This window comes from Streptomyces sp. NPDC127092 (genome assembly GCF_042722475.1).
Taxonomy (GTDB): Bacteria; Actinomycetota; Actinomycetes; order Streptomycetales; family Streptomycetaceae; genus Streptomyces.
In genome coordinates this window covers 71,722-95,145 of the sequence record NZ_JBHXFE010000035.1, presented here as the reverse complement: position 1 = coordinate 95,145, position 23,424 = coordinate 71,722, and the positions used below count along the sequence as shown (strand labels likewise).

Annotated in this window: 20 protein-coding genes; 8 read left to right on the top strand and 12 right to left on the bottom strand. The window is 72.5% G+C overall.

Going from position 1 to position 23,424, the window contains the following annotated elements:
* A partial coding sequence (locus tag ACFWJO_RS26575; protein WP_386869001.1) for a serine/threonine-protein kinase occupies positions 1 to 968 on the bottom strand: 968 nt, incomplete at its 3' end.
* Positions 969 to 1,094: 126 nt separating this feature from the next.
* Positions 1,095 to 1,946 carry a VOC family protein gene (locus tag ACFWJO_RS26570; RefSeq protein WP_386868999.1) on the bottom strand — a complete coding sequence of 284 codons (852 nt, stop codon included), beginning with the start codon at positions 1,944 to 1,946 and terminating at the stop codon, positions 1,095 to 1,097.
* 323 nt (positions 1,947 to 2,269) lie between these two features.
* Here ACFWJO_RS26570 and ACFWJO_RS26565 point away from each other — a divergent pair, with 323 nt between their 5' ends.
* Positions 2,270 to 2,917 (top strand): TetR family transcriptional regulator, encoded by a 648-nt coding sequence (locus ACFWJO_RS26565; protein ID WP_386868997.1) that lies wholly within the window; start codon positions 2,270 to 2,272, stop codon positions 2,915 to 2,917.
* Positions 2,918 to 3,113: 196 nt separating this feature from the next.
* Here ACFWJO_RS26565 and ACFWJO_RS26560 read toward each other — a convergent pair whose 3' ends face one another.
* Both ACFWJO_RS26560 and ACFWJO_RS26555 read right to left on the bottom strand, forming a co-directional pair.
* Positions 3,114 to 3,599: a nitroreductase family deazaflavin-dependent oxidoreductase gene (locus tag ACFWJO_RS26560; protein ID WP_386868995.1), complete on the bottom strand. Its 486-nt coding sequence runs from the start codon at positions 3,597 to 3,599 to the stop codon at positions 3,114 to 3,116.
* Positions 3,600 to 3,611: 12 nt separating this feature from the next.
* Positions 3,612 to 4,931 carry an acyl-CoA dehydrogenase family protein gene (locus tag ACFWJO_RS26555; protein ID WP_386868993.1) on the bottom strand — a complete coding sequence of 440 codons (1,320 nt, stop codon included), beginning with the start codon at positions 4,929 to 4,931 and terminating at the stop codon, positions 3,612 to 3,614.
* A 113-nt stretch (positions 4,932 to 5,044) separates the two neighbouring features.
* On the opposite strand from ACFWJO_RS26555, the gene ACFWJO_RS26550 reads away from it, so the two are divergent.
* The 4 genes from ACFWJO_RS26550 (at position 5,045) to ACFWJO_RS26535 (ending at position 11,872) form a co-directional block, all read left to right on the top strand.
* Positions 5,045 to 6,211, top strand: a complete 1,167-nt coding sequence (locus ACFWJO_RS26550; RefSeq protein WP_386868991.1) for an acetyl-CoA acetyltransferase — start codon at positions 5,045 to 5,047, stop codon at positions 6,209 to 6,211.
* A 126-nt stretch (positions 6,212 to 6,337) separates the two neighbouring features.
* Entirely contained in the window at positions 6,338 to 7,576 is a 1,239-nt protein-coding gene (locus ACFWJO_RS26545; protein ID WP_386868989.1) for an FAD-dependent monooxygenase, read from the top strand.
* 125 nt (positions 7,577 to 7,701) lie between these two features.
* Positions 7,702 to 11,118: a hypothetical protein gene (locus ACFWJO_RS26540; RefSeq protein WP_386868988.1), complete on the top strand. Its 3,417-nt coding sequence runs from the start codon at positions 7,702 to 7,704 to the stop codon at positions 11,116 to 11,118.
* A gap of 58 nt (positions 11,119 to 11,176) precedes the next feature.
* The gene (locus ACFWJO_RS26535; protein ID WP_386869010.1) at positions 11,177 to 11,872 is read left to right on the top strand and encodes a pyridoxal 5'-phosphate synthase; all 696 of its coding nucleotides are present in this window, start codon (positions 11,177 to 11,179) and stop codon (positions 11,870 to 11,872) included.
* 90 nt (positions 11,873 to 11,962) lie between these two features.
* On the opposite strand, the gene ACFWJO_RS26530 is transcribed toward ACFWJO_RS26535, so the two are convergent.
* Genes ACFWJO_RS26530 through ACFWJO_RS26515 form a run of 4 tightly spaced genes read right to left on the bottom strand, consistent with a single transcriptional unit; the run spans position 11,963 to position 15,463 of the window.
* Positions 11,963 to 13,165 (bottom strand): ABC transporter permease, encoded by a 1,203-nt coding sequence (locus ACFWJO_RS26530; RefSeq protein ID WP_386868986.1) that lies wholly within the window; start codon positions 13,163 to 13,165, stop codon positions 11,963 to 11,965.
* Positions 13,165 to 13,854 (bottom strand): ABC transporter ATP-binding protein, encoded by a 690-nt coding sequence (locus ACFWJO_RS26525; RefSeq protein ID WP_386868984.1) that lies wholly within the window; start codon positions 13,852 to 13,854, stop codon positions 13,165 to 13,167. Before ACFWJO_RS26525 ends, ACFWJO_RS26530 begins: the two co-directional genes overlap by 1 nt.
* Complete coding sequence (locus ACFWJO_RS26520; RefSeq protein ID WP_386868982.1) at positions 13,851 to 14,966, bottom strand: peptidoglycan-binding protein; 1,116 nt, start codon at positions 14,964 to 14,966, stop codon at positions 13,851 to 13,853. Before ACFWJO_RS26520 ends, ACFWJO_RS26525 begins: the two co-directional genes overlap by 4 nt.
* The gene (locus tag ACFWJO_RS26515) at positions 14,963 to 15,463 is read right to left on the bottom strand and encodes a hypothetical protein (RefSeq protein ID WP_386868980.1); all 501 of its coding nucleotides are present in this window, start codon (positions 15,461 to 15,463) and stop codon (positions 14,963 to 14,965) included. The genes ACFWJO_RS26520 and ACFWJO_RS26515 overlap by 4 nt, the downstream gene beginning before the upstream one ends.
* 89 nt (positions 15,464 to 15,552) lie before the next feature.
* Between ACFWJO_RS26515 and ACFWJO_RS26510 the strand changes: the two genes are divergently transcribed.
* Both ACFWJO_RS26510 and ACFWJO_RS26505 read left to right on the top strand, forming a co-directional pair.
* A complete protein-coding gene (locus ACFWJO_RS26510; protein WP_386868978.1) occupies positions 15,553 to 16,215 on the top strand; it encodes a response regulator transcription factor in 663 nt (220 codons plus the stop codon).
* Complete coding sequence (locus ACFWJO_RS26505; protein ID WP_386868976.1) at positions 16,212 to 17,459, top strand: ATP-binding protein; 1,248 nt, start codon at positions 16,212 to 16,214, stop codon at positions 17,457 to 17,459. The genes ACFWJO_RS26510 and ACFWJO_RS26505 overlap by 4 nt, the downstream gene beginning before the upstream one ends.
* A gap of 4 nt (positions 17,460 to 17,463) precedes the next feature.
* Here ACFWJO_RS26505 and ACFWJO_RS26500 read toward each other — a convergent pair whose 3' ends face one another.
* The 3 genes from ACFWJO_RS26500 to ACFWJO_RS26490 all read right to left on the bottom strand — a co-directional run bounded on the left by ACFWJO_RS26500 (position 17,464) and on the right by ACFWJO_RS26490 (position 21,562).
* Positions 17,464 to 19,359 carry an AMP-dependent synthetase/ligase gene (locus ACFWJO_RS26500; RefSeq protein ID WP_386868974.1) on the bottom strand — a complete coding sequence of 632 codons (1,896 nt, stop codon included), beginning with the start codon at positions 19,357 to 19,359 and terminating at the stop codon, positions 17,464 to 17,466.
* A 211-nt stretch (positions 19,360 to 19,570) separates the two neighbouring features.
* Positions 19,571 to 20,917, bottom strand: a complete 1,347-nt coding sequence (locus tag ACFWJO_RS26495) for a dicarboxylate/amino acid:cation symporter (protein ID WP_386868973.1) — start codon at positions 20,915 to 20,917, stop codon at positions 19,571 to 19,573.
* Positions 20,918 to 21,295: 378 nt separating this feature from the next.
* Entirely contained in the window at positions 21,296 to 21,562 is a 267-nt protein-coding gene (locus ACFWJO_RS26490; protein WP_384421127.1) for a DUF4229 domain-containing protein, read from the bottom strand.
* A 108-nt stretch (positions 21,563 to 21,670) separates the two neighbouring features.
* Between ACFWJO_RS26490 and ACFWJO_RS26485 the strand changes: the two genes are divergently transcribed.
* Positions 21,671 to 22,213 (top strand): GNAT family N-acetyltransferase, encoded by a 543-nt coding sequence (locus ACFWJO_RS26485; protein WP_386868971.1) that lies wholly within the window; start codon positions 21,671 to 21,673, stop codon positions 22,211 to 22,213.
* A gap of 6 nt (positions 22,214 to 22,219) precedes the next feature.
* On the opposite strand, the gene mqnE is transcribed toward ACFWJO_RS26485, so the two are convergent.
* Positions 22,220 to 23,383, bottom strand: coding sequence for an aminofutalosine synthase MqnE (gene mqnE, locus ACFWJO_RS26480; protein WP_386868970.1), 1,164 nt, complete (start codon positions 23,381 to 23,383; stop codon positions 22,220 to 22,222).
* Positions 23,384 to 23,424 lie beyond the last annotated feature (41 nt).

The window sequence follows — 23,424 nt, the reverse complement described above, 5'->3', positions numbered from 1 at the left end:
CCGCCCCACTCCGCGGGCTCGCGCGGCGGGCGCGGCGGCATCGGCGGGGCGGCCGGGGGCACCGGCTGGGCGGGACGGCCGCCGCGCCGCGTCTCGATCATGGCGACGGCGCTCTGCGGCAGCCAGGCCGCGGCCGTACCGCTGTCGTCCTCGCCGGAGCCGAAGAGATGCGGCGCGAGCATGGCCTGGAGGTCGGCCGGGGTGGGCCGCTTGGCCACGTCCATCTGCATGCACGCGTCGATGAGCGGACGCAGCTCGTCCGGCAGCCCCTCCAGGTCCGGGCCCTCGCGCAGCAGCATGAAGACGGTCTCCACCGGGTTGGCGCCGTGGAAGGGCGCGTGCCCGGTGGCGGCGAACACCAGCATCGAGCCGAGCGAGAAGACGTCGCTGGCGCCGGTGACGCTGCGGGAGTCACGGGCCTGCTCGGGAGACATGTACGCGGGCGTGCCCACGGCGACGTTGGTCATCGTCAGCCGCGTATTGGAGACGCCGGACGCGATGCCGAAGTCGATCACCCGGGGGCCGTCCTCGACGACGAGGACGTTGGACGGCTTGAGGTCACGGTGGACGAGCCCGGCGCCGTGGATGGACTGCAGGGCCTCGGCGACACCGGCCGCGAGCCAGCGCACCGCCTGGGCCGGGAGCGGCCCGCACTCGTTCACTATCTCCTCGAGGGAGGGCGCCGGCACGTACGCCGTGGCCAGCCACGGCACGGCGGCGCGCGGATCGGCGTCGACGACGGCCGCCGTGTAGAAACCGGAGACCGCGCGGGCGGCCTCCACCTCGCGGGTGAAACGCACCCGGAACAGCTGGTCCTCGGCGAGCTCCGTCCGCACGGTCTTGATCGCCACCCGCCGCCCGGACGCCGAGCGCGCGAGGTACACGAGGCCCATTCCGCCCGCGCCGAGCCGGCCCAGCACCTCGAAGGGCCCGATCCTTCTCGGGTCGTGCTGCGTCAGCTGCTCCACTTGCCTGCCACCTCCCCGTAGGGCCATGAGATTACGGCCCCGTGGCCCCTGATTGTTCCTGTCCGGGGCGGTGGTTGCGAACCCGGGGGCGGATCGGGGTGTCATGGCGCATTTCGGAAGGGGGGCTCAGCCTCGTTCGGTGTGCTTTTCGGGGGTCTCGGGCCGCTCCGGGCGGCCGGGCGGTCGCTGCGGCGCGGGCTTGGCCGGGAGGGCGGCCAGGACGGCGAAGCGGGCGCCCTGGTTGTCGTGGAGGACGGCGACGCGGCCGTGGGCGGTGTCGAACGGGTCGGTGGTGACGCGGCCGCCGAGGCGGACGGCGGTGGCGCAGGTCTCGTCGCAGTCGCGTACCGCGAAGTGGACGAGGACGTGGCCCGGCATCTCGGCGGGGAAGGCGTCGGTGATCACCGCCCGGCCGCCGAAGGCCGTGTCGTCGCCGGGGCGGGAGCCGGGCGGGGACCAGACGCGGTAGTCGAAGCCGCCGTCGCGGCCTTCCTCGGCGGGGTCGACGTGACGGCCGAGCCAGCCGAAGACGGTGGCGTAGAAGGTGTCGACGGCGTCCGGCTCCCGCGTGTGGACCTCCATCCAGCAGAACGAGCCGGGTTCGTTCGTCACCTCGAAGCCGTCGTCGTCACCGGCCTGGCGCAGTCCGAAGACGGCGCCGCCGGGGTCGGCGGCGAGGGCGAGGACGCCGAAGGGGCCGACGGGATAGGGCTCCATGACCATCTGCCCGCCGGCCGCCTTGACGCGCGCGGCGACGGCGCCGGCGTCGCCGGCGGCCAGGTACACGGTCCACGTGGTGGGCATGCGGCCGTCCCGCTTGGGCACGAGCCCCGCGACCCGTCGCCCGCGGAGCAGCGCCTCGTCGCGGTCGGGGTCGAAGGTCCAGCCGAAGAGCTCACCGTAGAACCGCTTGCCCGCCTCGAGATCGGGAAGCTGCGCGTCCACCCAGCACGGGGCGCCCTGTGCGAATTCGGCCATGGCTCCAGAATGGGTCCGCTCCTCCGGTACCGCACCCCTCCACAAGCGAACATTTGTCCCGTTATGGGGCCCGGAACCCTTGTCCCGCCTGGGTTGTCCACCGAAGTTATCCACAGACTGTTAATAAGCCTATCGAGGTCCGTCGCCTCCGCGCGGCCCCGCACGGGCGCCCGCCCGCACCGCCACTCGCGCCCCGCTCGCGCCCCCGCATGACGCCCCCGTCGCGCCCCCGCCCGACCGCCCGCTCGGCCCCCGCTGGAGGGCCCGCACCCATTTGCAGTCGGCCGAATCGCGCGTCGATCACCCCTCGGTAAGCTGACGGCATGACAGGACAAGTACGCACCGTCGACGGCCGCGTGGCCGGACGACGCGGCCAGGCGACGCGGCAGAAGCTGCTCGACTGCCTCGGCGAGATGCTCAGCTCCTCGCCCTACCGGGACGTCAAGGTCATCGACGTGGCCCGGAAGGCGGGTACTTCACCCGCGACGTTCTACCAGTACTTCCCTGACGTCGAGGGCGCCGTCCTCGAGATCGCGGAGGAAATGGCCAAGGAGGGCGCCGGGTTGACCGAACTGGTCAGCGGGCGCTCCTGGGTCGGCAAGGCCGGCTGGCAGACCTCCGAGGACCTGGTCGAGGGATTCCTGGACTTCTGGCGCAAGCACGACGCGATCCTGCGGGTGGTGGACCTCGGGGCCGCGGAGGGCGACAAGCGCTTCTACAAGATCCGCATGAAGATCCTGAACTCGGTCACCAACTCCCTGACGGACGCGGTGAAGGAGCTCCAGTCGAAGGGCAAGGTCGACAAGGACCTCAGCCCCGCGGCGATGGCGGGCTCGCTGGTGGCGATGCTGGCGGCCGTCGCCGGCCACCAGAAGGGCTTCCAGGCCTGGGGCGTGAAGCAGGCCGAACTCAAGCCGAACCTCGCCCTGTTGGTGCACCTGGGGATCACGGGCAAGAAGCCGACGAAGTAGTCCCCTCCCCCTTCACCCGTCCTGTCGCGCCCGGCGGCGGCCCCGTACCCCTGCGTCCCCGCACGAGGTACGAGGCCGCCGCCGGTCTGCTTCCGCCCACCTGGCCCCGGGCCCGGCCGGCCTCGCCCCGCCGGTCCTTGCCCGCGCCGGTCTTCGCCCCCCCGTCGGCCCTGGCCCCGGGCCCGGCCCTCCGCCTTCACTTCTCCGGTTTCCCTGCCTCCGGAGGCACGCGCGTCAGGCGGAACAGGCGGATCTCCCGCTCGATCCGCGCCTGGTACGTGGCGTACGGCGGCCAGAACACCAGCGCCGCCCGCCAGGCCTCGGCCCGTTCCTCGCCGGTCAGCAGCCGTGCCCGTACGGGGAAGCTCTCGCCGCGCCAGCTGATCTCCGCGTCCGGATGGGCGAGCAGGTTGCCGGTCCAGGCCGGGTGTCCGGGGCGGCCGAAGTTGGAGCCGATCAGGAGCCAGGTGCCCTCCGGTTCCGGCATGCAGGCGAGCGGGGTCACCCGCGGCCGCCCGGACCGGGCGCCTTGGGCGGTGAGCACCACACCCGGCAGCATGCGGGCGCTGAGCAGCACCTTTCCACCGGTGAGCCGGTGCACGGCGCGGTCCATGGCGGGGATGACGTGGGGCGCGACCCTGGCGAAGGCGCGGGTGGAGGAGATCTTCTGGATCAGGCGCATGCCGACGGGCACCTAGGCCACCTCCCCGGCGGCCGGGCCGGCGAAGAGTCCGCCCAGGTCGGCGGCGCGGGCCCGCAGGCGTACGGCGGGGCCGAAGAGGAGTTCGTCGGCGGCGGCGCGCTTGAAGTAGAGCTGGGCGTCGTGTTCCCAGGTGATGCCGATGCCGCCGTGGAGCTGCACGGTCTCGGCCGCGGCGGCGCGCTGCGCGTCCAGGGCCTGGGCCAGCGCGAGCAGGGCCGGGACGCCGTCCGGTTCACCGGCGGCGCAGACCGTCAGCGAGCGGGCCGACTCGATCTGGACGAGGAGGTCGGCGAGGCGGTGCTTGAGTGCCTGGAAGGAGCCGATGGGCCGGCCGAACTGTTCGCGGACCGTGACGTGTCCGACGGTCAGGTCGAGGGCTCCGCGGGCGGCTCCGACGGCCTCGGCGGCGAGCGCGAGGGCGGCCGTGCGTCCGGTCGCGGCGAGCGCTCCGAGCGTGTCCGCCGGGTCCTCGCCGAGCAGTTCGGCCTCGACGTCGCGGAGTCGGACGGTGGCCTGGGAGCGGGTGAGGTCGAGGGTCGGTTCGCGGCGCCTGGCGAGTCCGGGGGCGTCGGCCCGTACGAGGAAGAGCAGGGTGCGGCTGCGCGGGAAGCCGCCGGTGTGCGCGGCGACCAGGAGGAGTCCGGCGCTGTGCCCGTCGAGGACGTGGCCGGCCTCGCCGTAGAGCGACCAGTGCTCGCCGTCGGGCCGGGTGGCCTGGATGCCGCCGGAGCGTCCGCCGCCGGACCAGGGTTCGGCGGCGTTGTCGCCGGTGAGGCCGAGGGCGAGCGGCAGTGATCCGCCGGGGAGGACGAGTGCGCAGGTCAGGGTGGAGTCGGCGATCCGGGGCAGGAGTTCGGCGCGCTGCCGCTCGGTGCCGAGTGCGGTGATGAGCGGGGCGGCGAGGACGCCGGTGGCGAGCAGCGGGGAGGGGACGAGGGCGCGGCCGGTCTCCTCGCAGGCGGTGGCGAGTTCCGCGGGGCCGCAGCCGGCTCCGCCGTACTCCTCGGGAAGCGTGAGTCCGGGCAGTCCGAGGGTGCCGGCCAGGGTGGCCCAGAGTCGGGTGTCGTATCCCTCGGGCGTGCCGACGGCGGCGCGGACGTCGGCCGGCCCGGCACGCTTGGCGAGGAGCTCGCGCAGGGTGCGACGGATCTCCCGCAGGACCTCCTGCTGGTCCTCGTTCCGGGCCTCCCGCTGGTCCTTGTTCCCGGCCTCCTGCTGGTCCTCGTTCCGGGCCTCCCGCCCGGTCCCCTGGGTCTCCCGGGTGTCCTGCTGTTCTTCCGTGACGGCGGCGGTACGCATGGGATTCGGCATGAACCTCGGGTCTCCCCTCCGTATCTGACGGTGCGTCATGCTAGGGCCGTCGGGGGCAGATGCACAGCCCGACGGGCCGCCGGATCCAGCAGATCTGATGTACCGTCAGATTTATGCCCACCACCACAACGGACCGTCGCCGTCGCGTCGCCGTCGTCGGCACAGCCCTCTCCGACTGCGGCCGGGTCGACCAGGCCACGCCCTACGCCCTGCACGCCCAGGCCGCCCGCCGCGCGCTCGCGGACAGCGGCCTGGACCGCTCCGTGATCGACGGCCTCGCCTCGGCGGGCCTCGGCACCCTCGCGCCGGTGGAGGTCGCCGAGTACCTGGGGCTCCGCCCGCGCTGGATGGACTCCACGTCCGTCGGCGGCGCCACCTGGGAGGTCATGGCGGCGCACGCCGCCGACGCCGTCGCCGCCGGGCACGCGAACGCCGTGCTCCTTGTCTACGGCTCGACCGCCCGGGCCGACATCAGGGCCCGCCGCCGCACCGGCAACCTGTCCTTCGGGGCGCGCGGGCCGCTGCAGTTCGAGGTGCCGTACGGGCACAGCCTGATCGCCAAGTACGCGATGGCGGCACGCCGCCACATGCACGAGTACGGCACGACCCTGGAGCAGCTGGCCGAGGTGGCGGTGCAGGCGCGGGCGAACGCGGCGCTCAACCCGGAGGCGATGTTCCGCGAGCCGGTCACGGTCGACGAGGTGCTCGACGGCCCGATGATCGCGGACCCGTTCACCAAGCTGCACTGCTGCATCCGCAGCGACGGCGGCTGCGCCGTACTGCTCGTGGCGGAGGAGTACGTGCCGGACACGGCGAAGGCGCCGGTGTGGGTGCTCGGCACCGGCGAGTACGTCTCGCACACGACGATGTCCGAGTGGGAGGACTTCACGGTCTCGCCGGCGGCGGTGAGCGGCCGGCTCGCCTTCGAGCGGGCGGGGGTGCGACCCGCCGACGTCGAAGTGGCGGAGATCTACGACGCCTTCACCTACATGACCCTGGTGACCCTGGAGGACCTGGGCTTCTGCGCGAAGGGCGAGGGCGGGGCGTTCTTCGCGGAGAAGGACCGGCTGCCGGTGAACACGGACGGCGGCGGCCTCTCCGCCTGCCATCCGGGGATGCGGGGCCTTTTCCTGCTCGTGGAGGCGGTACGGCAGCTGCGCGGCGAGGCGCCGGGGCTCCAGGTGCGACGGCCCGACGGCTCACTGCCGGAGCTGGCGGTGGCGTCGGGGACGGGCGGCTGGTTCTGCTCGTCGGGGACGGTGGTGCTGGGCCGGGGCTGAGCCGCCGCAGGTGCTCCCGCCACACCTGAGATCTATACAAGCGTCATATACAGTCGTGTAGGACATCCGTATAGTCATGGGTGCGGGGCCGAAGCGGTCCCGCACCACCCGACAAGGAGTCCTGCCATGCGTGCGTCCCGTACGGTCCTGATCTCCGGCGCCTCCGTCGCCGGCCCCGCCCTCGCCCTCTGGCTGCACCGCTACGGCTTCGTCCCCACCGTCGTCGAGAAGGCGCCCGCGCTGCGCACCGGCGGCTACAAGGTCGACCTGCGCGGCGGCGCGATCGAGATCTGCGCGCGGATGGGCGTCCTGGACGAAGTCCGCGCCCACTCCACCGACATGGCCGGCGGCTCGTACGTGGACTCCCGGGGCCGCACGGTCGGCGAGCTCCCGGCCGAGATCTTCGGCGGACGCGAGGAGCAGGACGACGAGATCATGCGCGGCGACCTCGCCCGCATCCTGTACGAGCGCACCCGCGACGACGTCGAGTACCTCTTCGGCGACTCCGTCGCCTCCCTGACCGAGGACGAGGACGGCGTGGACGTCGTCTTCGAGAGCGGCGCCCGCCGACGCTTCGACCTGGTGGTCGGCGCGGACGGACTGCACTCGCACACCCGGCGCCTGGTCTTCGGCGACGAGCGGCGGTTCAAGCGCCACCTCGGCGCGTACATCTCCATCTTCACGGGCCCCAACCGCCTGGAGCTGACCCGCTGGGAGACCTACCACGCCCGCCCGGACAAGCTGGTCTCCGTCTACGCGACGGCCGGCGAGCACGCGGACCGAGCCAAGAACTGCTTCGTCTTCGCGTCGCCGGCCGAACTCCCCTACGACCACCGCGACACCGCCGCCCAGAAGCGCCTGCTCGCCGAGGCCTTCGCGGCCGACGACTGGGAGATCCCGCGGCTGATCGCGGACGCGGCGGACGCGGACGACTTCTACTTCGACTCCGTCGCCACCGTCCACATGGACCGCTGGTCGAAGGGGCGCGTGGTCCTCGTCGGCGACGCCGCCCACTGCACCTCCCCCGCCTCCGGCCAGGGCACCGGCCTCGCCCTCACCGGCGCCTACGTCCTCGCCGGCGAACTCGCGGCCGCCGGCGGCGACCACGTGACGGCCTTCGAGATGTACGAGAAGGAAATGCGGCCGGGCGTGGAACTGAACCAGAAGTTCGCGGCGTCCTTCGCCAAGGAGATGACCGTGTCCTCCCGTTGGAAGATCGCGCTGCGGATGCTGATGGTGCGGACGCTGCCGAAGACGCCGTGGAAGAACCTGATCGCGAGGAAGATCCGCGAGGAGATCCGGAAGGCGGCGAACGCGGTGCCGCTGAAGGACTACACGGATCACGCGGCCCGCGAAACTCTTTGAACAGGTTCAAAACGCCTGTTACGATCGCGGTTCCGGGCGGCGGGTTGTCCGGAGGGGGCGGACCCCACACGGCCGCTGCGACACCCCGACACCGCCCGTTCTCGACCTTTGGGAGGGGACAACCCATGTCACGCCACACGCGCGCGCACGTACGCGGAGCGGTCGCCACGACCACCGCACTCGGCATCGCGATCGGCCTGTGCGCCGCCATCACCAGCCCGGCGCTCGCCGCCGAGCCCACGCAGAACGCCGTCACCGGCGAAGTGGTCATCCCGAACCCGGGCCGCTTCCAGCCCCGCGGCGAGGACCTCGGCCAGGTCGGCGAGACCGGCTACGCCCACAAGCAGGAGGGGTCGTCCGGCTGGGTCTGGACGGACTTCGCGACCGGTGTCAGCAAGGCGATCACGGAGGAGCAGGCCACGAAGGGCCACTCCGGCCTCTTCGCGGCGCTGGAGCAGGACCCGAACGGTGGCGCCGACCACGTCAAGGTCCGTGACGTCGTCACCGGCGAGGCGCGCCTGGACGTCGCGCTGCCGTACGGCCGCTGGTGGACGGGCGCCTTCAACGCCGACACGGTGGTGACCTACGGCCGGAGCGCCGACGGCTACCGCGACTCGGTCCAGCTGCTCCGCATCGTGGACGGCAAGCCGACCGAGGTCGCGTCCTTCAAGCTCAGCGAGGCCTTCCAGGGCCGCATGGACGTCGTGGACCAGGACTCCAAGGGCGTGCTCCTGCGCTTCTGGCGCGAGGGGGACCAGTTCCCCGTCGGCTACTACGTCGACCACGCGAAGGGCACGCCCTCGTCGGCCTCTGCCGGCGGCGAGGGACACACCGTCAGCCTCGGCGCCGAGCACGTCATCGATGTCGACCACACCGGATACACCAACAGCTTCTGGGCCGACAGCCGCACGAACCCGTCGGCGCCGGCCGTCAATACGGAGCTTCCGCCTGCCGAGACCGGCATGCCCGGTCTCGCCGCGTACGAGTCCGTCGGCGAATGGCTCGTCTTCGTCCGGCCGCTCACCGACGGCGAGAAGCCGAACACCACCGGCGCCAAGCTCCAGGCGGTCCGCATCGGGACCGGCGAGGTCAAGGACCTCCTGCCGCACGCCGCCCCGGAGCTCTCCCCGGCCCCCGACGGCAGCATCCTCGCCGTCGGCGGCACCCGCGCCACGGACTGGGCCGTGCACCGCGTCACCCTCGGCGAGGACGGCAAGCCGACGCTCACCACCGTCAGGAAGATCCCGGCGGCCACCGGCCGCATCGACGGCCTCGCCCTGGGCGGCGGCCGGCTGAACTTCCTGAGCGACGACGTGTACGGCACCGACGGACTCGGCCTGCACGACGTCGACACCGACCTGACGACCGACCCGGCGACGGCCGGCGCGACCTCGCTGCGCGCCCGGATCCTCGCGCCGACCGCACCGGGCGTGATCTCGCTCGGCGACGGCGACGCCGTGCACACCCGCGGCAAGCGTCTCTACGCCCGGATCGACGCCGACAACTCCCGCACCGCGGACCTGCCCGTCGCCGACGCCACGGTGATCGACGCCGCGGGCAGCTACGTGCTGGCCCAGCAGGGCACCACCACGTACGTCGCCGACCTGGACAACGACGGCACCACCGCGTCGGACGTGAAGCTCACGATCCCGGACTCGACCGCCGCCGCCCTGTGGGACTCCAAGGTCTGGAAGGCCGCCGCCACCCCCGGCCAGATCGACTCGTACAACCTGAAGACGGGCAGCACCTCCGCCCCGATCGACATCAAGTCCGGCTGCAAGCCCACCGAGCTCCAGGCCGTCAACCGCTGGATCTACTGGGCCTGCGGCACCGACAAGGCCGGCGTCTACGACCTCGGCAACATGATGAGCTTCCCGGTCGCGACCGGTGACGCCCTCCTCGGCGACGGCTTCGTCGTCCGTCACGTGGCGGACGAGCTCCAGGCGACGGAGGTGATCACCGGCCGGACCTTCAAGGTCGCCGACCTCGCGGAGGGCACGGGCTCCGGCCGCCGGTCGACCTGGACGGTCGACAAGTTCGGCGGCGGCGTCGCCTTCGTCGACGGCCGGAAGAACCTCCACGTCAAGAAGGTCGGCGTGGCCACGACGCCGCTGGCGGCGCTCCAGCACACCGTCAAGCCGCTGTCCTTCACCGGCACCGGTGTCGAGCCGAAGCCGGCCACCTGGTCGCCCGTGTTCCGCTTCTCCAAGCCGGTCGGCTCGTGGGAACTGGCCATCCGCAAGGGCAACGGTGAGACCGTCCGCACCATCACCGGGACCGGTGGCCCCGGCGCATCCGTGCGCCCGGTCTGGGACGGCAAGGACTCCAAGGGCCGCGGTGTCGAGTCCGCCCAGTACCGCTGGGAGCTGAAGGCCGGCCCGCTCGACGGCGTCGGCCCCGTGCACGGCGCCTGGGGCGTGTTCGACGTCAGCGGCAGCTCGCTCACCACCCTGCCCGGCACCTACACACCGGTGACGCCCGCCCGCATCCTGGACACGCGTTCCGGCCTCGGTGCGCCGCAGGCGAAGGTCGGCCCGAACGGCACCGTCCTGCTGAAGGTCGGAGGCCGGGGCGGAGTGCCCACCGATGGGCTCACCTCCGTGGTCCTCAACGTGACCGCCACCAACGCGACGGCCGACAGCTTCGTCTCCGTCTACCCGTACGAGACGCTGCGCACCTCGGCCTCCAGCCTGAACTTCAAGGCCGGGAAGACCGCCGCCAACCTGGTGACCGTCCCCGTGAAGGACGGCTACGTCGAGCTCTACAACAAGAACGGCTCCGTCGACCTGCTGGCCGACGTCGCCGGCTACTACACCGAGGGCACCGACGGCGCGGAGTACCAGCCCGTCACGCCCACCCGGGTGATGAGCACCCGCAGCGGCACCGGCGTGCCGCAGGGCAAGGTCGGTGCGGGCAAGACGGTGACGCTCACGATCAGCGAGCCCGGCGTCTCCGCCGTCGCCCTGAACGTGACGGCGACCAACGCGACGGCGACCAGCTTCGTCTCCGTCTACCCGTACGGCACCACCCGTCCCGACGTGTCGAACCTCAACTTCACCGCCGGGCAGACCGTCCCCAACCTGGTGATCGTCCCCGTCAAGGACGGCAAGATCACCTTCTACAACCGGGCCGGTGAGGTCGACCTGCTGGCCGACGTCGCCGGGTACTTCAAGCAGGGCACCGGCTCCGTCTTCACCGGCATGCAGCCCAAGCGCGTCATGGACACCCGCAACGGCACCGGCGTCGCCAGGGCGAAGGTCGGCGAGGGCCAGACGGTGAGCCTCGCCGTCGGCACCAAGTACAAGGCCGTCGTCCTCAACGTGACCGCGACGAACCCGACCGAGGCCGGCTTCGTCTCCGTCTACCCGTACGGCACCACCCGCACCTCGGCGTCGAACCTCAACTTCACCGCCGGGCAGACCGTGCCCAACGGGGTGATCGTCCCGGTCAAGGACGGCAAGATCACCTTCTACAACAAGAACGGCTCGGTCGACCTGATCGCCGACGTGACGGGCTTCTACACCGACGGACCCACCGAGTGACACACCGGCTGAGCAATCAGTAGCGGAACCGCTCAGTACGGAACCGCAGGGCCTCATGATGGACGCCATGGACGACGAACGGCGTTTTCAGGAGGCCCTGCGGTCTCTTCGTGTCTGGGACACCGAACTGCCCGCCTTCGACCCGGCGGACGTGCCGGAGGAGCCGGTCGCGCTCTTCCACGCCTGGTTCACGGCGGCGGTGGAGGCGAAGGCGGTCGAGCCGCACACCATGTCCCTGGCCACCGTGGACCAGGACGGCCGCCCGGACGTGCGCACGGTCATGCTGCACGGCGCGGACGCCCGGGGCTGGCACTTCGCCTCGCACGCGGGCAGCGCCAAGGGACGGCAGCTGGCCGCCCGGCCCGAGGCGGCGCTCGGCTTCTACTGGCCCGTGCAGGGCCGTCAGGTACGGGTGCGGGGCCGGGTGGTCACCGGGACGCCCGAGGAGGCGTACGAGGACCTGCACGCCCGTACCGCCGGCGCGCTGGCCTCCGCGCTCGTGGGGCACCAGAGCGAGGTGCTCGGCTCGCTCGACGAGCTGGCTGGCGCGAGCGCGGCGGCCTGGGAGCGGGCGCAGCGGGAGCCGGGCGCGCACGCGCCGAGCTGGACGCTGTACGTGGTGGAGCCCGAGGAGGTCGAGTTCTTCCAGGGCGACGAACGGCGCCGGCACGTACGGCTCCGGTACCGGCGTACGGGCGAGGGCGCGGGCACGCACACGCACAACGGCTGGACCCGCGAGTTGCTCTGGCCGTGAGGCCACGAGGCCGTAAGCCCATGAGGCCGTGACCCGGCGCGGGAGGCGTGCCCCCGGCACGCCTCCCGTTACCCGATGCCCCCGATCCCCCTACCCCGCCGCCAGCGCCAGCGTCGGTGACAGCCGTGACGCCCGCACCGCCGGGTACAGGCCCGCCACCGTGCCGATCGCCAGGGTCGCGGCGAAGCCGCCCGCCGCCGACCAGGGCGGGACCACCCAGGGCAGGCCGCCCGTGGCGGCGTACGCGGCCACGGCCGCCGCGCCGAGGGCCACGCCCGCGAGGCCGCCGAGTCCGGACAGCATCAGCGACTCCGTGACGAACTGGATCCGGATCTGGCCGCGGGTCGCGCCGAGCGAGCGGCGCAGGCCGATCTCGTGGCGGCGCTCCAGGACCGAGATGATCATGGTGTTGGCGACGCCGACGCCGCCGACGAGCAGCGCGATCCCGCCGAGTCCGAGGAGCAGCGTGGAGAACGCGCCCTCCGTCGCCGCCTTCGCCTTGAGCGCCGACGACGGGTCGCTGACGGCCACGTTCTGCGGGTTCCGCGGGTCGATCGTCGGGGCGAGGAGGCTCTGGACCTCCCGTACCGCCGCGTCCGTGGACCGCTCGTACACGGACGTCGGATGCCCGTCGAAGCCGAGCAGCCGCTGTGCGGCGTCCCAGCCGACCAGGGCCGAGCGTTCGATCTCGGGGGCCAGCGGCAGCGGGTCGAGGATGCCGACGACGGTGAAGTACCGGTCGTCGATCCAGACCTGCCGGCCGGGCCGGTCGATGCCCAGGCGCTCCGCGGCCACGTGACCGAGCACCACGGACGGGTAGCGGCCGTTGGCGGCGTTCAGCCAGGTGCCGGAGGCCGTCCGGCCGCGCAGGACGTCGAGCAGTCGCTCCGTGGCGGCCTTCACCGCGATCCCGCCGGTCTCCGCCTCCGGGATCTTCTCGGAGCGGCGCACCGAGCGCTTGAGGTCGCCCGTGCCGGCGGCCTCCTCGACGCCGTCGATGCGGCCGACCATGCCCACCGCCTCCTTGGGCAGCTTGACCTCCTGTCCGCTGAACATCCCTTCGCCGGCCTTCGCGACCAGCATGTTCGTGCCGAGCGCGTCGAGCTGCCGCAGCAGCTGGGCCTGGCTCGACGCCGAGATGCCCACGACCGCGATCATCGTCGCGATGCCGATGGCGATCCCGAGGGCGGAGAGGACCACGCGCAGGGGGCGGCTGCGCAGTCCGGCCGAGCCGACGTGGAGCACGTCGCGCGGGCCGAGGCGGGCGGCCCGCGGAGCGGGTGTGCGGGGCATCAGGCGGCCACCTTTCCGCGTGCCGTGTCCGCCACCACGCGGCCGTCGCGGATGCGGACCTGGCGCGGCAGCCGGCCGGCGATCTCGGTGTCGTGCGTGATGACGGCGATCGTGGCGCCCTCCGCGTTCAGGGCGCGCAGCAGTTCCATCACCGCCTCGCCGGACGCCGAGTCCAGCGCGCCGGTCGGTTCGTCGGCGAGCAGCAGGGCGGGCTCCCCGACCACCGCGCGGGCGATGGCGACGCGCTGTTTCTGCCCGCCGGACAGTTCGTGCGGACGGTGCCGCAGCCGGTCGGCGAGCCCGACCCTGGCCAGGGCGTCGGCGGCCATCCGGCGCCGCCGGGCCCGGGGAAGGCCGGAGTAGAGCAGTCCCTCGGCGACGTTGTCCACGGCGGCGACGCCCGGGACCAGGTGGAAGGCCTGGAAGACGAAGCCGATGTGCCGGGCGCGCAGCGCGGAGAGCCGCCGGTCGGCGAGGGCGGCGACGTCGTGCCCGGCGATCCGCACGGTGCCGTCGGTCGGCCGGTCGAGGGTGCCGACGATGTGCAGCAGGGTCGACTTGCCCGAGCCGGAGGGCCCGACGATGCCGAGCAGTTCGCCTTCCCCGATGGTGAGGTCGACGCCGTCGAGGGCCCGGATCCCGCCCGCGTACTCCTTGACGACGCCGGTCAGTTCCACGACTGCGGTCATGCGGACGGCACCCCGACCTTCATGCCCTCGCGCAGCCCGCCGCCGCTGACCTCGACCCGGCCCTGGCCGAACATGCCGAGCTCGACCTTCACGTCCCTGGCCCGGCCCTGCTCGACGACCTGGACGCCGAAGCCGCCGCCGGGCAGCGCGAGCAGCGCGTCGACGGGGACGGACAGGACGTCGCGGCGGGTCTCGCCGGCGAGTTCGACGGTGACCGGGGACTGGTCGACGCCCATGACCTCGCCCGGCTCGTCGAAGGAGACGGTGATGTCGATCTTCGGGGTGGGGTCCTGCGGGTCGTCGCCCTCCGAGGCCGTCCTGCCGACGGCCGACACCTTGCCGGGGAGCTCGGTTCCGTCGGGCAGCCGGACCTTCACCCGGGTGCCGGTCTTCGCCGACGAGGCTTCGGCGACGGGGAGTTCGAAGCGGACGACGCGCTCGGAGCCGGTCACCGTGAGGACCGGGGAGCCCGGCGTGACGCGGTCGCCGGGCGCGATCGCGTTCTCGGCCGATCCGCCGCCCGCCTGCTTCACCCGGACCGCGCTGCCCGCGAAGGCGATGCGGTCCGGGCCGACCGTGCCGGTCTGCTTCAGCTCGTGGGACTTCTGCCAGCACTTGACGGCGGCGGCGGTCTTCGCGGTGTACTCCTCGTCGACGTCGAAGCCGGTGTAGCCGAGGGCGGCGAGGTTCTCCTCCAGCTGGCGGACGTCCCTGCCCTTGTCGCCGGTCCTGAGGGTGCGGTACATGGGCTCGGCCCCGTACATCAGGCGGACGGGCTCGCCGTCGACCTCGTAGAGCCGGCCGTCGCGTTCCACGACGGAGCCGTTCGGGGCGAGCCAGGTGAGGGTGCCGGCGCCGCCGGCGTTGATCCTCCGCTCGCCGAGGTGGCCGAGCGTGCCGTCCTGCCGGGAGCTGTCGCTGAGGTCGCCGCGGGTGACGGGTGCGGTGGCGGGCGGCAGTCCGCGGGAGCCGGCGGCCCCGGCCTTCGGCCGCTCGGGGCCGGGGCCCGTGGACAGGGCCGTGACGGCGACGCCGGCGCCCGCGACGGCGACGACCGCCACGAGGGCGGCCACGAGGCGGCGCCGGTTCATGGGGCGTTCCCGGTCGCTCATCGGGCCGCGCCCTCGCAGGCCTTCATGGCCTTCTCGAACTTCTGCTTCTCCGCGCCCTTCGGCACGGGCAGGGCCTGCTGCGCGCCGCCGTCGAACTTCGGGTCGGGCATGTCGAAGCCGTTCTCGCGCATGCAGCGCGCGTAGGCCAGGGCCTTGTCCTTGTCGGCCTGCGTGGGCTCCTTGCCGAAGCCCGCGCCGGCGCCGCCCGCCTTGTCCTGGCAGGCCTTGAACGCCTGCTCCATCTTCTCCTTGGAGACGCCGTCGCCGCCGATGGTGAGGCCGACGCCCTCCTCGCCCGGCTTGGGCTCGGGCACGTCGAGGCCGTGCTCGCGCAGGCACTTGCGGTGCTCGAAGGCCTGGTCCGCCTTCCTGCCCTCGTCGCTGCCCGCCCCGGGCGTCTCGTTCCCGCCGCCGGAGCAGGCGGTGGCGAGGAGGGAGAGGAGGGTGAGGGCCGCGAAGGCGGCGGCGGCCGGCTTGGTCTTCCGTGAGGTCGTCATGGCGGCGAGGGTGCCGCGAAGGGATGTTTCGCTTCTCTCAGCGGTTTCGTTTACGTCGGCGAAAGGTCCCCCTCGGGTACACAGGGGCCATGCGCGTACTGCTGGTGGAGGACGAGGCGTTCCTCGCCGAGATGATCGCCGAGGGGCTGCGCCGCGACGCGCTCGCCGTGGACGTCGCGGCCGACGGCCCCGAAGCGCTGCGGAAGCTCCGGTTCGGGGAGTACGACGTCCTCGTCCTGGACCGTGACCTGCCCGGGATGCACGGCGACGACGTCTGCCGGCGCGTGGTCGAGCAGCGGCTGATGACGAGGGTCCTGATGCTGACGGCGGCCGGCACCGTACGGGACCGGGTCGAGGGCCTCGGACTGGGCGCCGACGACTACCTGACCAAGCCCTTCGCGTACGACGAGCTGCTCGCGCGGGTCCTGGCCCTGGGCCGGCGCGCCAGGCCCGCGCTGCCGCCCGTCCTCGAACGGCGCGGGATCGTCCTGGACACCGCCCGCCGCCAGGCGAGCCGCGACGGACGGCACCTGCACCTGTCGCGCAAGGAGTTCGGGGTCCTGGAGGCGCTGCTGCGGGCGGAGGGGGCCGTGGTGAGCGGCGAGGACCTGATCGAGCAGGTGTGGGAGGAGCACACCAGCTACCGCACGAACGCGGTTCGGGTGACGCTGAGCAAGCTGCGGGCCAAGCTGGGCGAGCCGCCGGTGGTGGAGACGGTGCCCGGGGCCGGCTACCGGATCGGCGCGCCGTGATCCGCGCGGTCAGGAGCGAACGGGCCCGGCTGACCGCCCTGTACGCGGGTCTGCTGGTGCTCGCGGGCGCCGTCCTCACCGGCGTCGTCTACTGGCTGGTGCGGGAGGGCCTGTACTCGTCGATCAGCACGGCCGTCACCACGGCCGTACCGGCCCAGCGCCTGGAGGACCTGCCGACGGGGCTCCCGACGGGGCTTCCGACGGCGCTGCCGACCGCCGTGCCCAGCGCCGTTCCCGCGAGCCCCGCCCCGACCACCGGCCCGTGGCCGCTTCCGGGCGAGACGCTCGCGATCACCCGGACGGTCAGCGACGCCGCCGAGTCCGCCGCCCTCGACCGGCTCCTCACCGTCTCCGTGACCGTCCTCGCCTGTTACGCGGTCCTGTCGGTCGCGCTCGCCTGGTGGGCGGCCGGCCGGGTGCTCCGGCCGATCGCCGTCATCACCGACACCGCGCGCCGCCTGTCCGGCGAGAACCTCCTGGGGGTCCCCCCTGGACAAGGTCCCTGGGGGCGGATCGGGCTCGACGCGCCGCCCGGCGAGCTCAAGCGGCTCGCGGACACCTTCGACGGCATGCTGGGTCGGATGGAGCAACTGGTCTCCGCCCAGCAGCGGTTCGCCGCGAACGCGGCGCACGAGCTACGGACGCCGGTGGCCGTGCAGCGCGCGGCGGCCGAGATCGGGCTCGCCGGGGACCCGTCGCCCGAGCGGGTGGCGCGGATCCGGTCGAAGCTGATCGAGGTCGCCGACGGCAGCGAGCGGATCATCGAGGGCCTGCTGCTGCTCGCCGCCTCCGACCAGGGGATCCGGGAGCGCCGCCGGGTGGCGGTCGACGGGCTCGCCCGGGAGACGGCGGCCGCGCTGGCGGACGAGGCGGCCGAGCGCGAAGTGGACGTCGTCGTACGGGCCGGGCCGCTCACCGTCGACGGGGACCCGGTGCTCCTGGAGCGGCTGCTGCACAACCTGGTCGCGAACGGCGTGCGGCACAACGTCCGCGGCGGCCGGGTGGAGGTCCGTACCGGCCCGGACGGCGTCGAGGTGGCCAACACGGGCCCCGCCGTGGACCCCGCGACGGTGCCGCTGCTGTTCGAGCCCTTCCGGCGCGCGTCCGCCCGCACCCACGCGCCCGGCGAGGGTGCCGGCCTCGGCCTGTCGATCGTCGACGCGATCGCCCGCGCGCACGGAGCGACGGCGACGGCCGCGGCGAACGCGGAGGGCGGCGGCCTGACCGTGACCGTCCGCTTCTAGGCCCTCATCCGCCGGACAGGCTCTGGCCGTACATCTCGTCGATGTCCCGGGCGAAGTCCCGCAGCACGGCCCGCCGTCTGAGCTTCAGGGAGGGCGTGAGGTGGCCGCTCGTCTCGGTCCACTCGGTGGTCAGGACGCGGAAGGCGCGGATCGACTCGGCGCGGGACACCAGGCGGTTGGCGTCGTCGACGGCCCGCTGGACGACGGCGAGGAGTTCGTCGTCCCTGGCGAGCTCCCACAGGGCGAGGTGGTCCTTGTGGCGCATCCGCCGCCAGTGCAGCAGGCCCTCGTGGTCCAGGGTGACGAGCGCCGTGACGTACGGGCGGCCGTCGCCGAGGACCATGCACTGGGCGACCAGCGGGTGCGCGCGCAGCCACTCCTCCAGCGGGGCCGGGGCGACGTTCTTGCCGGCGGAGGTGACGATCATGTCCTTCTTGCGGCCGGTGATCCGCAGATGGCCCTCGTCGTCGAGGGCGCCGAGGTCGCCGGTGGGGAACCAGCCCTCGTCGGTGTACGGGAGGGCGACGCCCCGCTGGGCGTCCCAGTAGCCGGCGAAGACGTGGCCGCCCTTGAGCCAGATCTCCCCGTCGTGGGCGATCCTGACGGCCGTCCCGGGCAGCGGGCGGCCGACCGTCCCGGGGCGCGGGCCGCGCAGCGGGGTGACGGTGGCGGCGGCGGTCGTCTCCGTCAGGCCGTAGCCCTCGTAGACGTCGATGCCCGCGCCGGCGAAGAACTCGGCTAGCCGGGCGCCGAGCGGTGAGCCGCCGCTGATGACGTGCCGGACGCGGCCGCCGAGGGCGGCGCGGATCCGTTTGTAGACGAGCGGTTCGTAGAGGGCGTGGGCGGCGCGCAGGCCGAGCGAGGGCCGGGTGCCGACGGTGGCCGACTGCTGCCCGTAGCGCTCGGCGACCCGTGCGGCCCGGTCGAACGAGGCGGCGCGGCCGAGGCGTTCGGCGGCGGCGCGGGCGGTGTGGAAGACCTTGTCCAGGACGTAGGGGATGGCGAGCAGGAAGGTCGGCCGGAAGGAGGCGAGGTCGGCGAGGAGTTCGTCGCTCTCGGCGGACGGCGCGTGGCCGACGCGGACCCGGGCGCGGACGCAGCCGATGGCGACCATGCGCCCGAAGACGTGGGAGAGCGGCAGGAAGAGGAGCGTGGCGGCGGGCTCCTTGCTGACCGAGCGGAAGACGGGGTGGAGGAGGGCGATGGCGTTGTCGACCTCGGCGAAGAAGTTGCCGTGGGTGAGGGCGCATCCCTTGGGGCGGCCGGTGGTGCCGGAGGTGTAGACGAGGGTGGCGAGGGTCTGCGGGGTGAGCAGTCCGCGGCGTGCGGTGACGGCCTCGTCGGTGACCCGCTTGCCGGACCGGCGCAGTTGGTCGACGGCGCCGGTGTCGAGCACCCACAGGTGGCCGAGGGAGGGCAGCTGGCGGCGCTCGTTCGAGACGAGCCGGGCCTGGGCGGTGTCCTCGACGACGCAGGCGGCGGCGCCGGAGTCCTGGAGGATCCAGCGGACCTGGTAGGCGGAGGAGGTCGGGTAGAGCGGCACGGTGATCAGTCCGGCGGCCCAGGCGGCGAAGTCGAGCAGGGTCCACTCGTACCGGGTGCGGGCCATCAGCGCGAGCCGGTCGCCGGGCCGCAGGCCCTGGGCGATGAGCCCCTTGGCGACGGAGTGGACCTCGGCGGCGAACGCGGCGGCGCTGACGTCGTCCCAGCCGCCGTCCGGCCGCTTGCGCGAGAAGAGGACCGCTCCCGGTTCGTCGCGCGCGTTCTCGTACGGCAGGTCGGCGAGGGACCCGCGCCGCGCGGGCGGCACGAGGGCGGGTACGGACACCTCGCGGACGGTCCCGTCGACGCGGACCACGTCGGGGCGGCCCGGGTCGGGCGGGTACTCGGGGACGGGCACGTGCGGCTCCTCGACGTCGAGAACCGGTCAGTAACCTTACTTCCGAGTAAATCTAGGGCGCCGCACGCCCTTTGGACAGATCCCGGACCGTCGTCGCGCGGCCCCCGGCGAGGCCCCCGGCAGGCGCCCGGTCCTCACCGCCCCGCCCCGCAGACGGCGGCGCCCCGGACCGTCGGTCCGGGGCGCGGTCGCGTCAGCGATCCGTACGGGCTCAGGCGGCGGCCGGGACGGTCACCTTCTGCTCGGCCTGGCGGGCGTCCACCAGGTCGTCGACCGGGGAGGCCGAGGCGGACTCGTAGGCGGCGACGTCCAGGATCTTCTCGCGGGCGGAGACGATGACCGGGACCAGGGCCTGGCCGGCCACGTTGGTGGCGGTGCGCATCATGTCGAGGATCGGGTCGATCGCCATGAGCAGGCCGACGCCCTCCAGCGGGAGGCCCAGCGTGGACAGGGTCAGCGTCAGCATGACCGTCGCGCCGGTGAGGCCGGCGGTGGCCGCCGAGCCGATGACCGAGACGAAGGCGATGAGCAGGTACTCCTTGACGCCCAGCTGCACGTCGAAGATCTGCGCGATGAAGATCGCGGCGAGCGCCGGGTAGATCGCGGCGCAGCCGTCCATCTTCGTGGTGGCGCCGAACGGCACGGAGAAGGAGGCGTACTCCTTCGGGACGCCGAGGCGCTCGGTGACGCGCTGGGTGACCGGCATGGTGCCGACCGAGGAGCGGGAGACGAAGGCCAGCTGGATGGCGGGCCAGGCGCCCTTGAAGAACTGCAGCGGGTTGAGCTTGGCGACGGTCGCGAGCAGCAGCGGGTAGACGCCGAAGAGGACCAGGGCGCAGCCGATGTAGACGTCGGCGGTGAAGGTGGCGTACTTGCCGATCAGGTCCCAGCCGTAGTTCACGATGGCGCGGCCGATGAGGCCGGCGGTGCCGATCGGGGCGAGCCGGATGACCCACCACAGGGCCTTCTGCAGCAGCTCGAGGACGGACTCGGAGAGGGAGAGGATCGGCTGGGCCTTCTCGCCGAGCTTGAGCGCGGCGATGCCGGCGACGGCGGCCATGAAGACGATCTGGAGGACGTTCAGCTCGGTGAAGGGCGTGATGACGTCCGTCGGGACGATGCCCGTGAGGAAGTCGATCCAGCTGCCCTTGTGCTCGGGGAGCTTGCCGTCCTTCGGCGTGAGGCCGGTGCCGGAGCCGGGGTTGGTGATCAGACCGATCGCGAGGCCGATGGCGACCGCGATCAGCGAGGTGATCATGAACCAGACGAGGGTCTGCGCGGCGAGGCGGGCCGCGTTGTTGACCTTCCGCAGGTTGGTGATGGAGACCAGGATCGCGAAGAAGACGAGCGGCGCGACGGCCAGCTTGAGCAGCTGGACGAAGATGCCGCCGACCTGGCCGAGGGTCTCCTTCAGCCAGTTGACGTCCTGGCTGCGGGCGATCCAGCCGAGCAGCACGCCGAGGACGAGACCGGCGACGATCTGGGCCCAGAACGGGACCTTGGGTATGCGGGACTTCGCCACGGGCGCGGGCGCGGGCGCGGACGAGGACGCGGACACGGACACACTCCACTGGTGCGTATCGGGAAATACGGGGACGGGGGTGCGGTACACACGCTCAACGCGCGGACCGCTGCATGATGCCGGGTCAGAGCTCGCGGCAACAGACCGCGGACATACAGCGGCACAGATCGACGTGCAGGCGCGCCACGAGCGGGGTGCTCGCGGCATCGGGGAAGTGCACTGCGGTCGTCATGGCCGACACGTTAACACTTGAACTTTGAGAACCTCAAAGCCCTTCTTTGAGGTGTGGAAGGCCGCGACACCCTTCGAAACGCAGAACACCCCAGGTGAGAGCCTTCGAAGCTCCACCTGGGGTGTCCCGGTGTGTCCTGGTGTGAGGTACCTTACGCAGCCTTTATGGCGCGCGGAAGACGCTCAGGCGGCGTCCTCGACCGAGCGGTTCGCCTCCAGGCGGCCCTTGGCGCGGTCGACCTTCTCCACGATCTGCACGCTCATCTCGTCGCGCTGCCGGCGCAGCAGCACGAAGCTCAGCGGCGCGGAGACGACGACGGAGAGCAGGAGGACCCACAGCAGGTTGGAGTCACCGAGGCCGCGCGGCAGCACGCCGACGTAGACCAGGCCCCAGAGCGCGAGGAAGCTGCCGGCGAAGATGCCGAGGCGCAGCAGGCTGTAGCGAAGCATGTGAGTCCCTCCCATACAGGACAAGCGTCCCTCCAGTGAAGCACGGCCCCCGCCGGCCCCCGTCGCCGACCCTTGAACCGACGGCGATGTAATAGATACCCTCGATATATGGCCCTTACCTTCACGCTGGATCCCGCCGTCGACCGCTCCCTCCGCGACGGCGTGCTCGCGCTCTGGGCGGACGTGTCCAACGCGGGCGGCGCCGTCGGCTTCGTACCGCCCGTGACGCCGGAGGAGATCCGGCCCGCGCTGCTGCGGCACCTGGTCGGGATGGCCGAGGGCACCACGCGGCTGCTGGTCGGCCGGGACACCGACGACCCGGCGGGCGAGATCGCCGCCACCGCCTTCTTCACGCACAACAGCCACCCCCTGATGACGCACTGGGTGTGGCTGTACACGGTGATGGTGCACCCCCGGCACCAGGGCAAGGGGTACGGACTCGAGCTGATGGCCGCGGTCGAGGAGGCGGCCCGCAACGGCGAGGGCTTCGAGCACATCGAGGCCGTCCGGCTGACCTGCCGCGGCGGCACGGGCGTCGACGCCTTCTACGCGCGGGCCGGCTACAAGGAGGTCGGACGCGTCCCGGCCGCCATCCGGGTGGCCCCGGGCGACGACCGCGACGACATCATCATGCTGCTGCCGCTGGACTGAAGCCGCTCAGACCCGCATCGGCTGCGGCGACTCGCGGCGCTCCGGGTCCGGGCCCGGGTACTCGCGGATCACCTCGTAGCGCGTGTTGCGCTCCACCGGGCGGAAGCCGGCGTCCCGGATGAGCTCCAGGAGGTCCTCCCGGGTCAGCTTGTTCGGGGTGCCGTAGTTGTCGGCGTCGTGGGTGATCTTGTACTCGACGACCGAGCCGTCCATGTCGTCCGCGCCGTGCTGGAGCGCCAGCTGCGCGGTCTGGACGCCGTGCATCACCCAGAACACCTTGACGTGCGGGATGTTGTCGAAGAGCAGCCGGGAGACGGCGAAGGTCTTCAGCGCCTCGGCACCCGTCGCCATCGTCGTCCGGGCCTGGAGCCGGTTGCGGACCTTGCCGTCCTTCATGTCGACGAAGTCGTGCTGGTACCGCAGCGGGATGAAGACCTGGAAGCCGCCGGTCTCGTCCTGCAGCTCGCGCAGCCGGAGCACGTGGTCCACGCGGTGGCGCGGCTCCTCGATGTGCCCGTAGAGCATCGTGCACGGGGTCTTCAGACCCTTCTCGTGCGCGAGGCGGTGGATCCGGGACCAGTCCTCCCAGTGGGTGCGGTGGTCCACGATGTGCTGCCGGACCTCCCAGTCGAAGATCTCGGCGCCGCCGCCGGTCAGGGACTCCAGACCGGCCTCGATCAGCTCGTCGAGGATCTCGGAGGCCGACAGGCCCGAGATGGTCTCGAAGTGGTGGATCTCGGTGGCGGTGAAGGCCTTGAGCGAGACGTTCGGCAGCGCCTTCTTCAGCTCGGAGAGCGAGCGCGGGTAGTAGCGCCAGGGCAGGTTGGGGTGGAGCCCGTTGACGATGTGGAGCTCGGTGAGGTTCTCGTTCTCCATCGCCTTCGCGAGGCGCACGGCCTCCTCGATGCGCATGGTGTACGCGTCCTTCTCGCCCGGCTTGCGCTGGAAGGAGCAGTAGGCGCAGGAGGCGGTGCAGACGTTCGTCATGTTGAGGTGACGGTTGACGTTGAAGTGGACGACGTCGCCGTTCTTGCGCGTCCGCACCTCGTGGGCGAGGCCGCCGAGCCAGGCCAGGTCGTCGGACTCGTACAGCGCGAGGCCGTCCTCACGGCTCAGCCGCTCTCCGGCGAGAACCTTCTGTTCCAGCTCCCGCTTGAGCCCAGCGTCCATCTGCGGCCGCCTCCCATGTTTCCGAAATCAGGCTTCCCCAA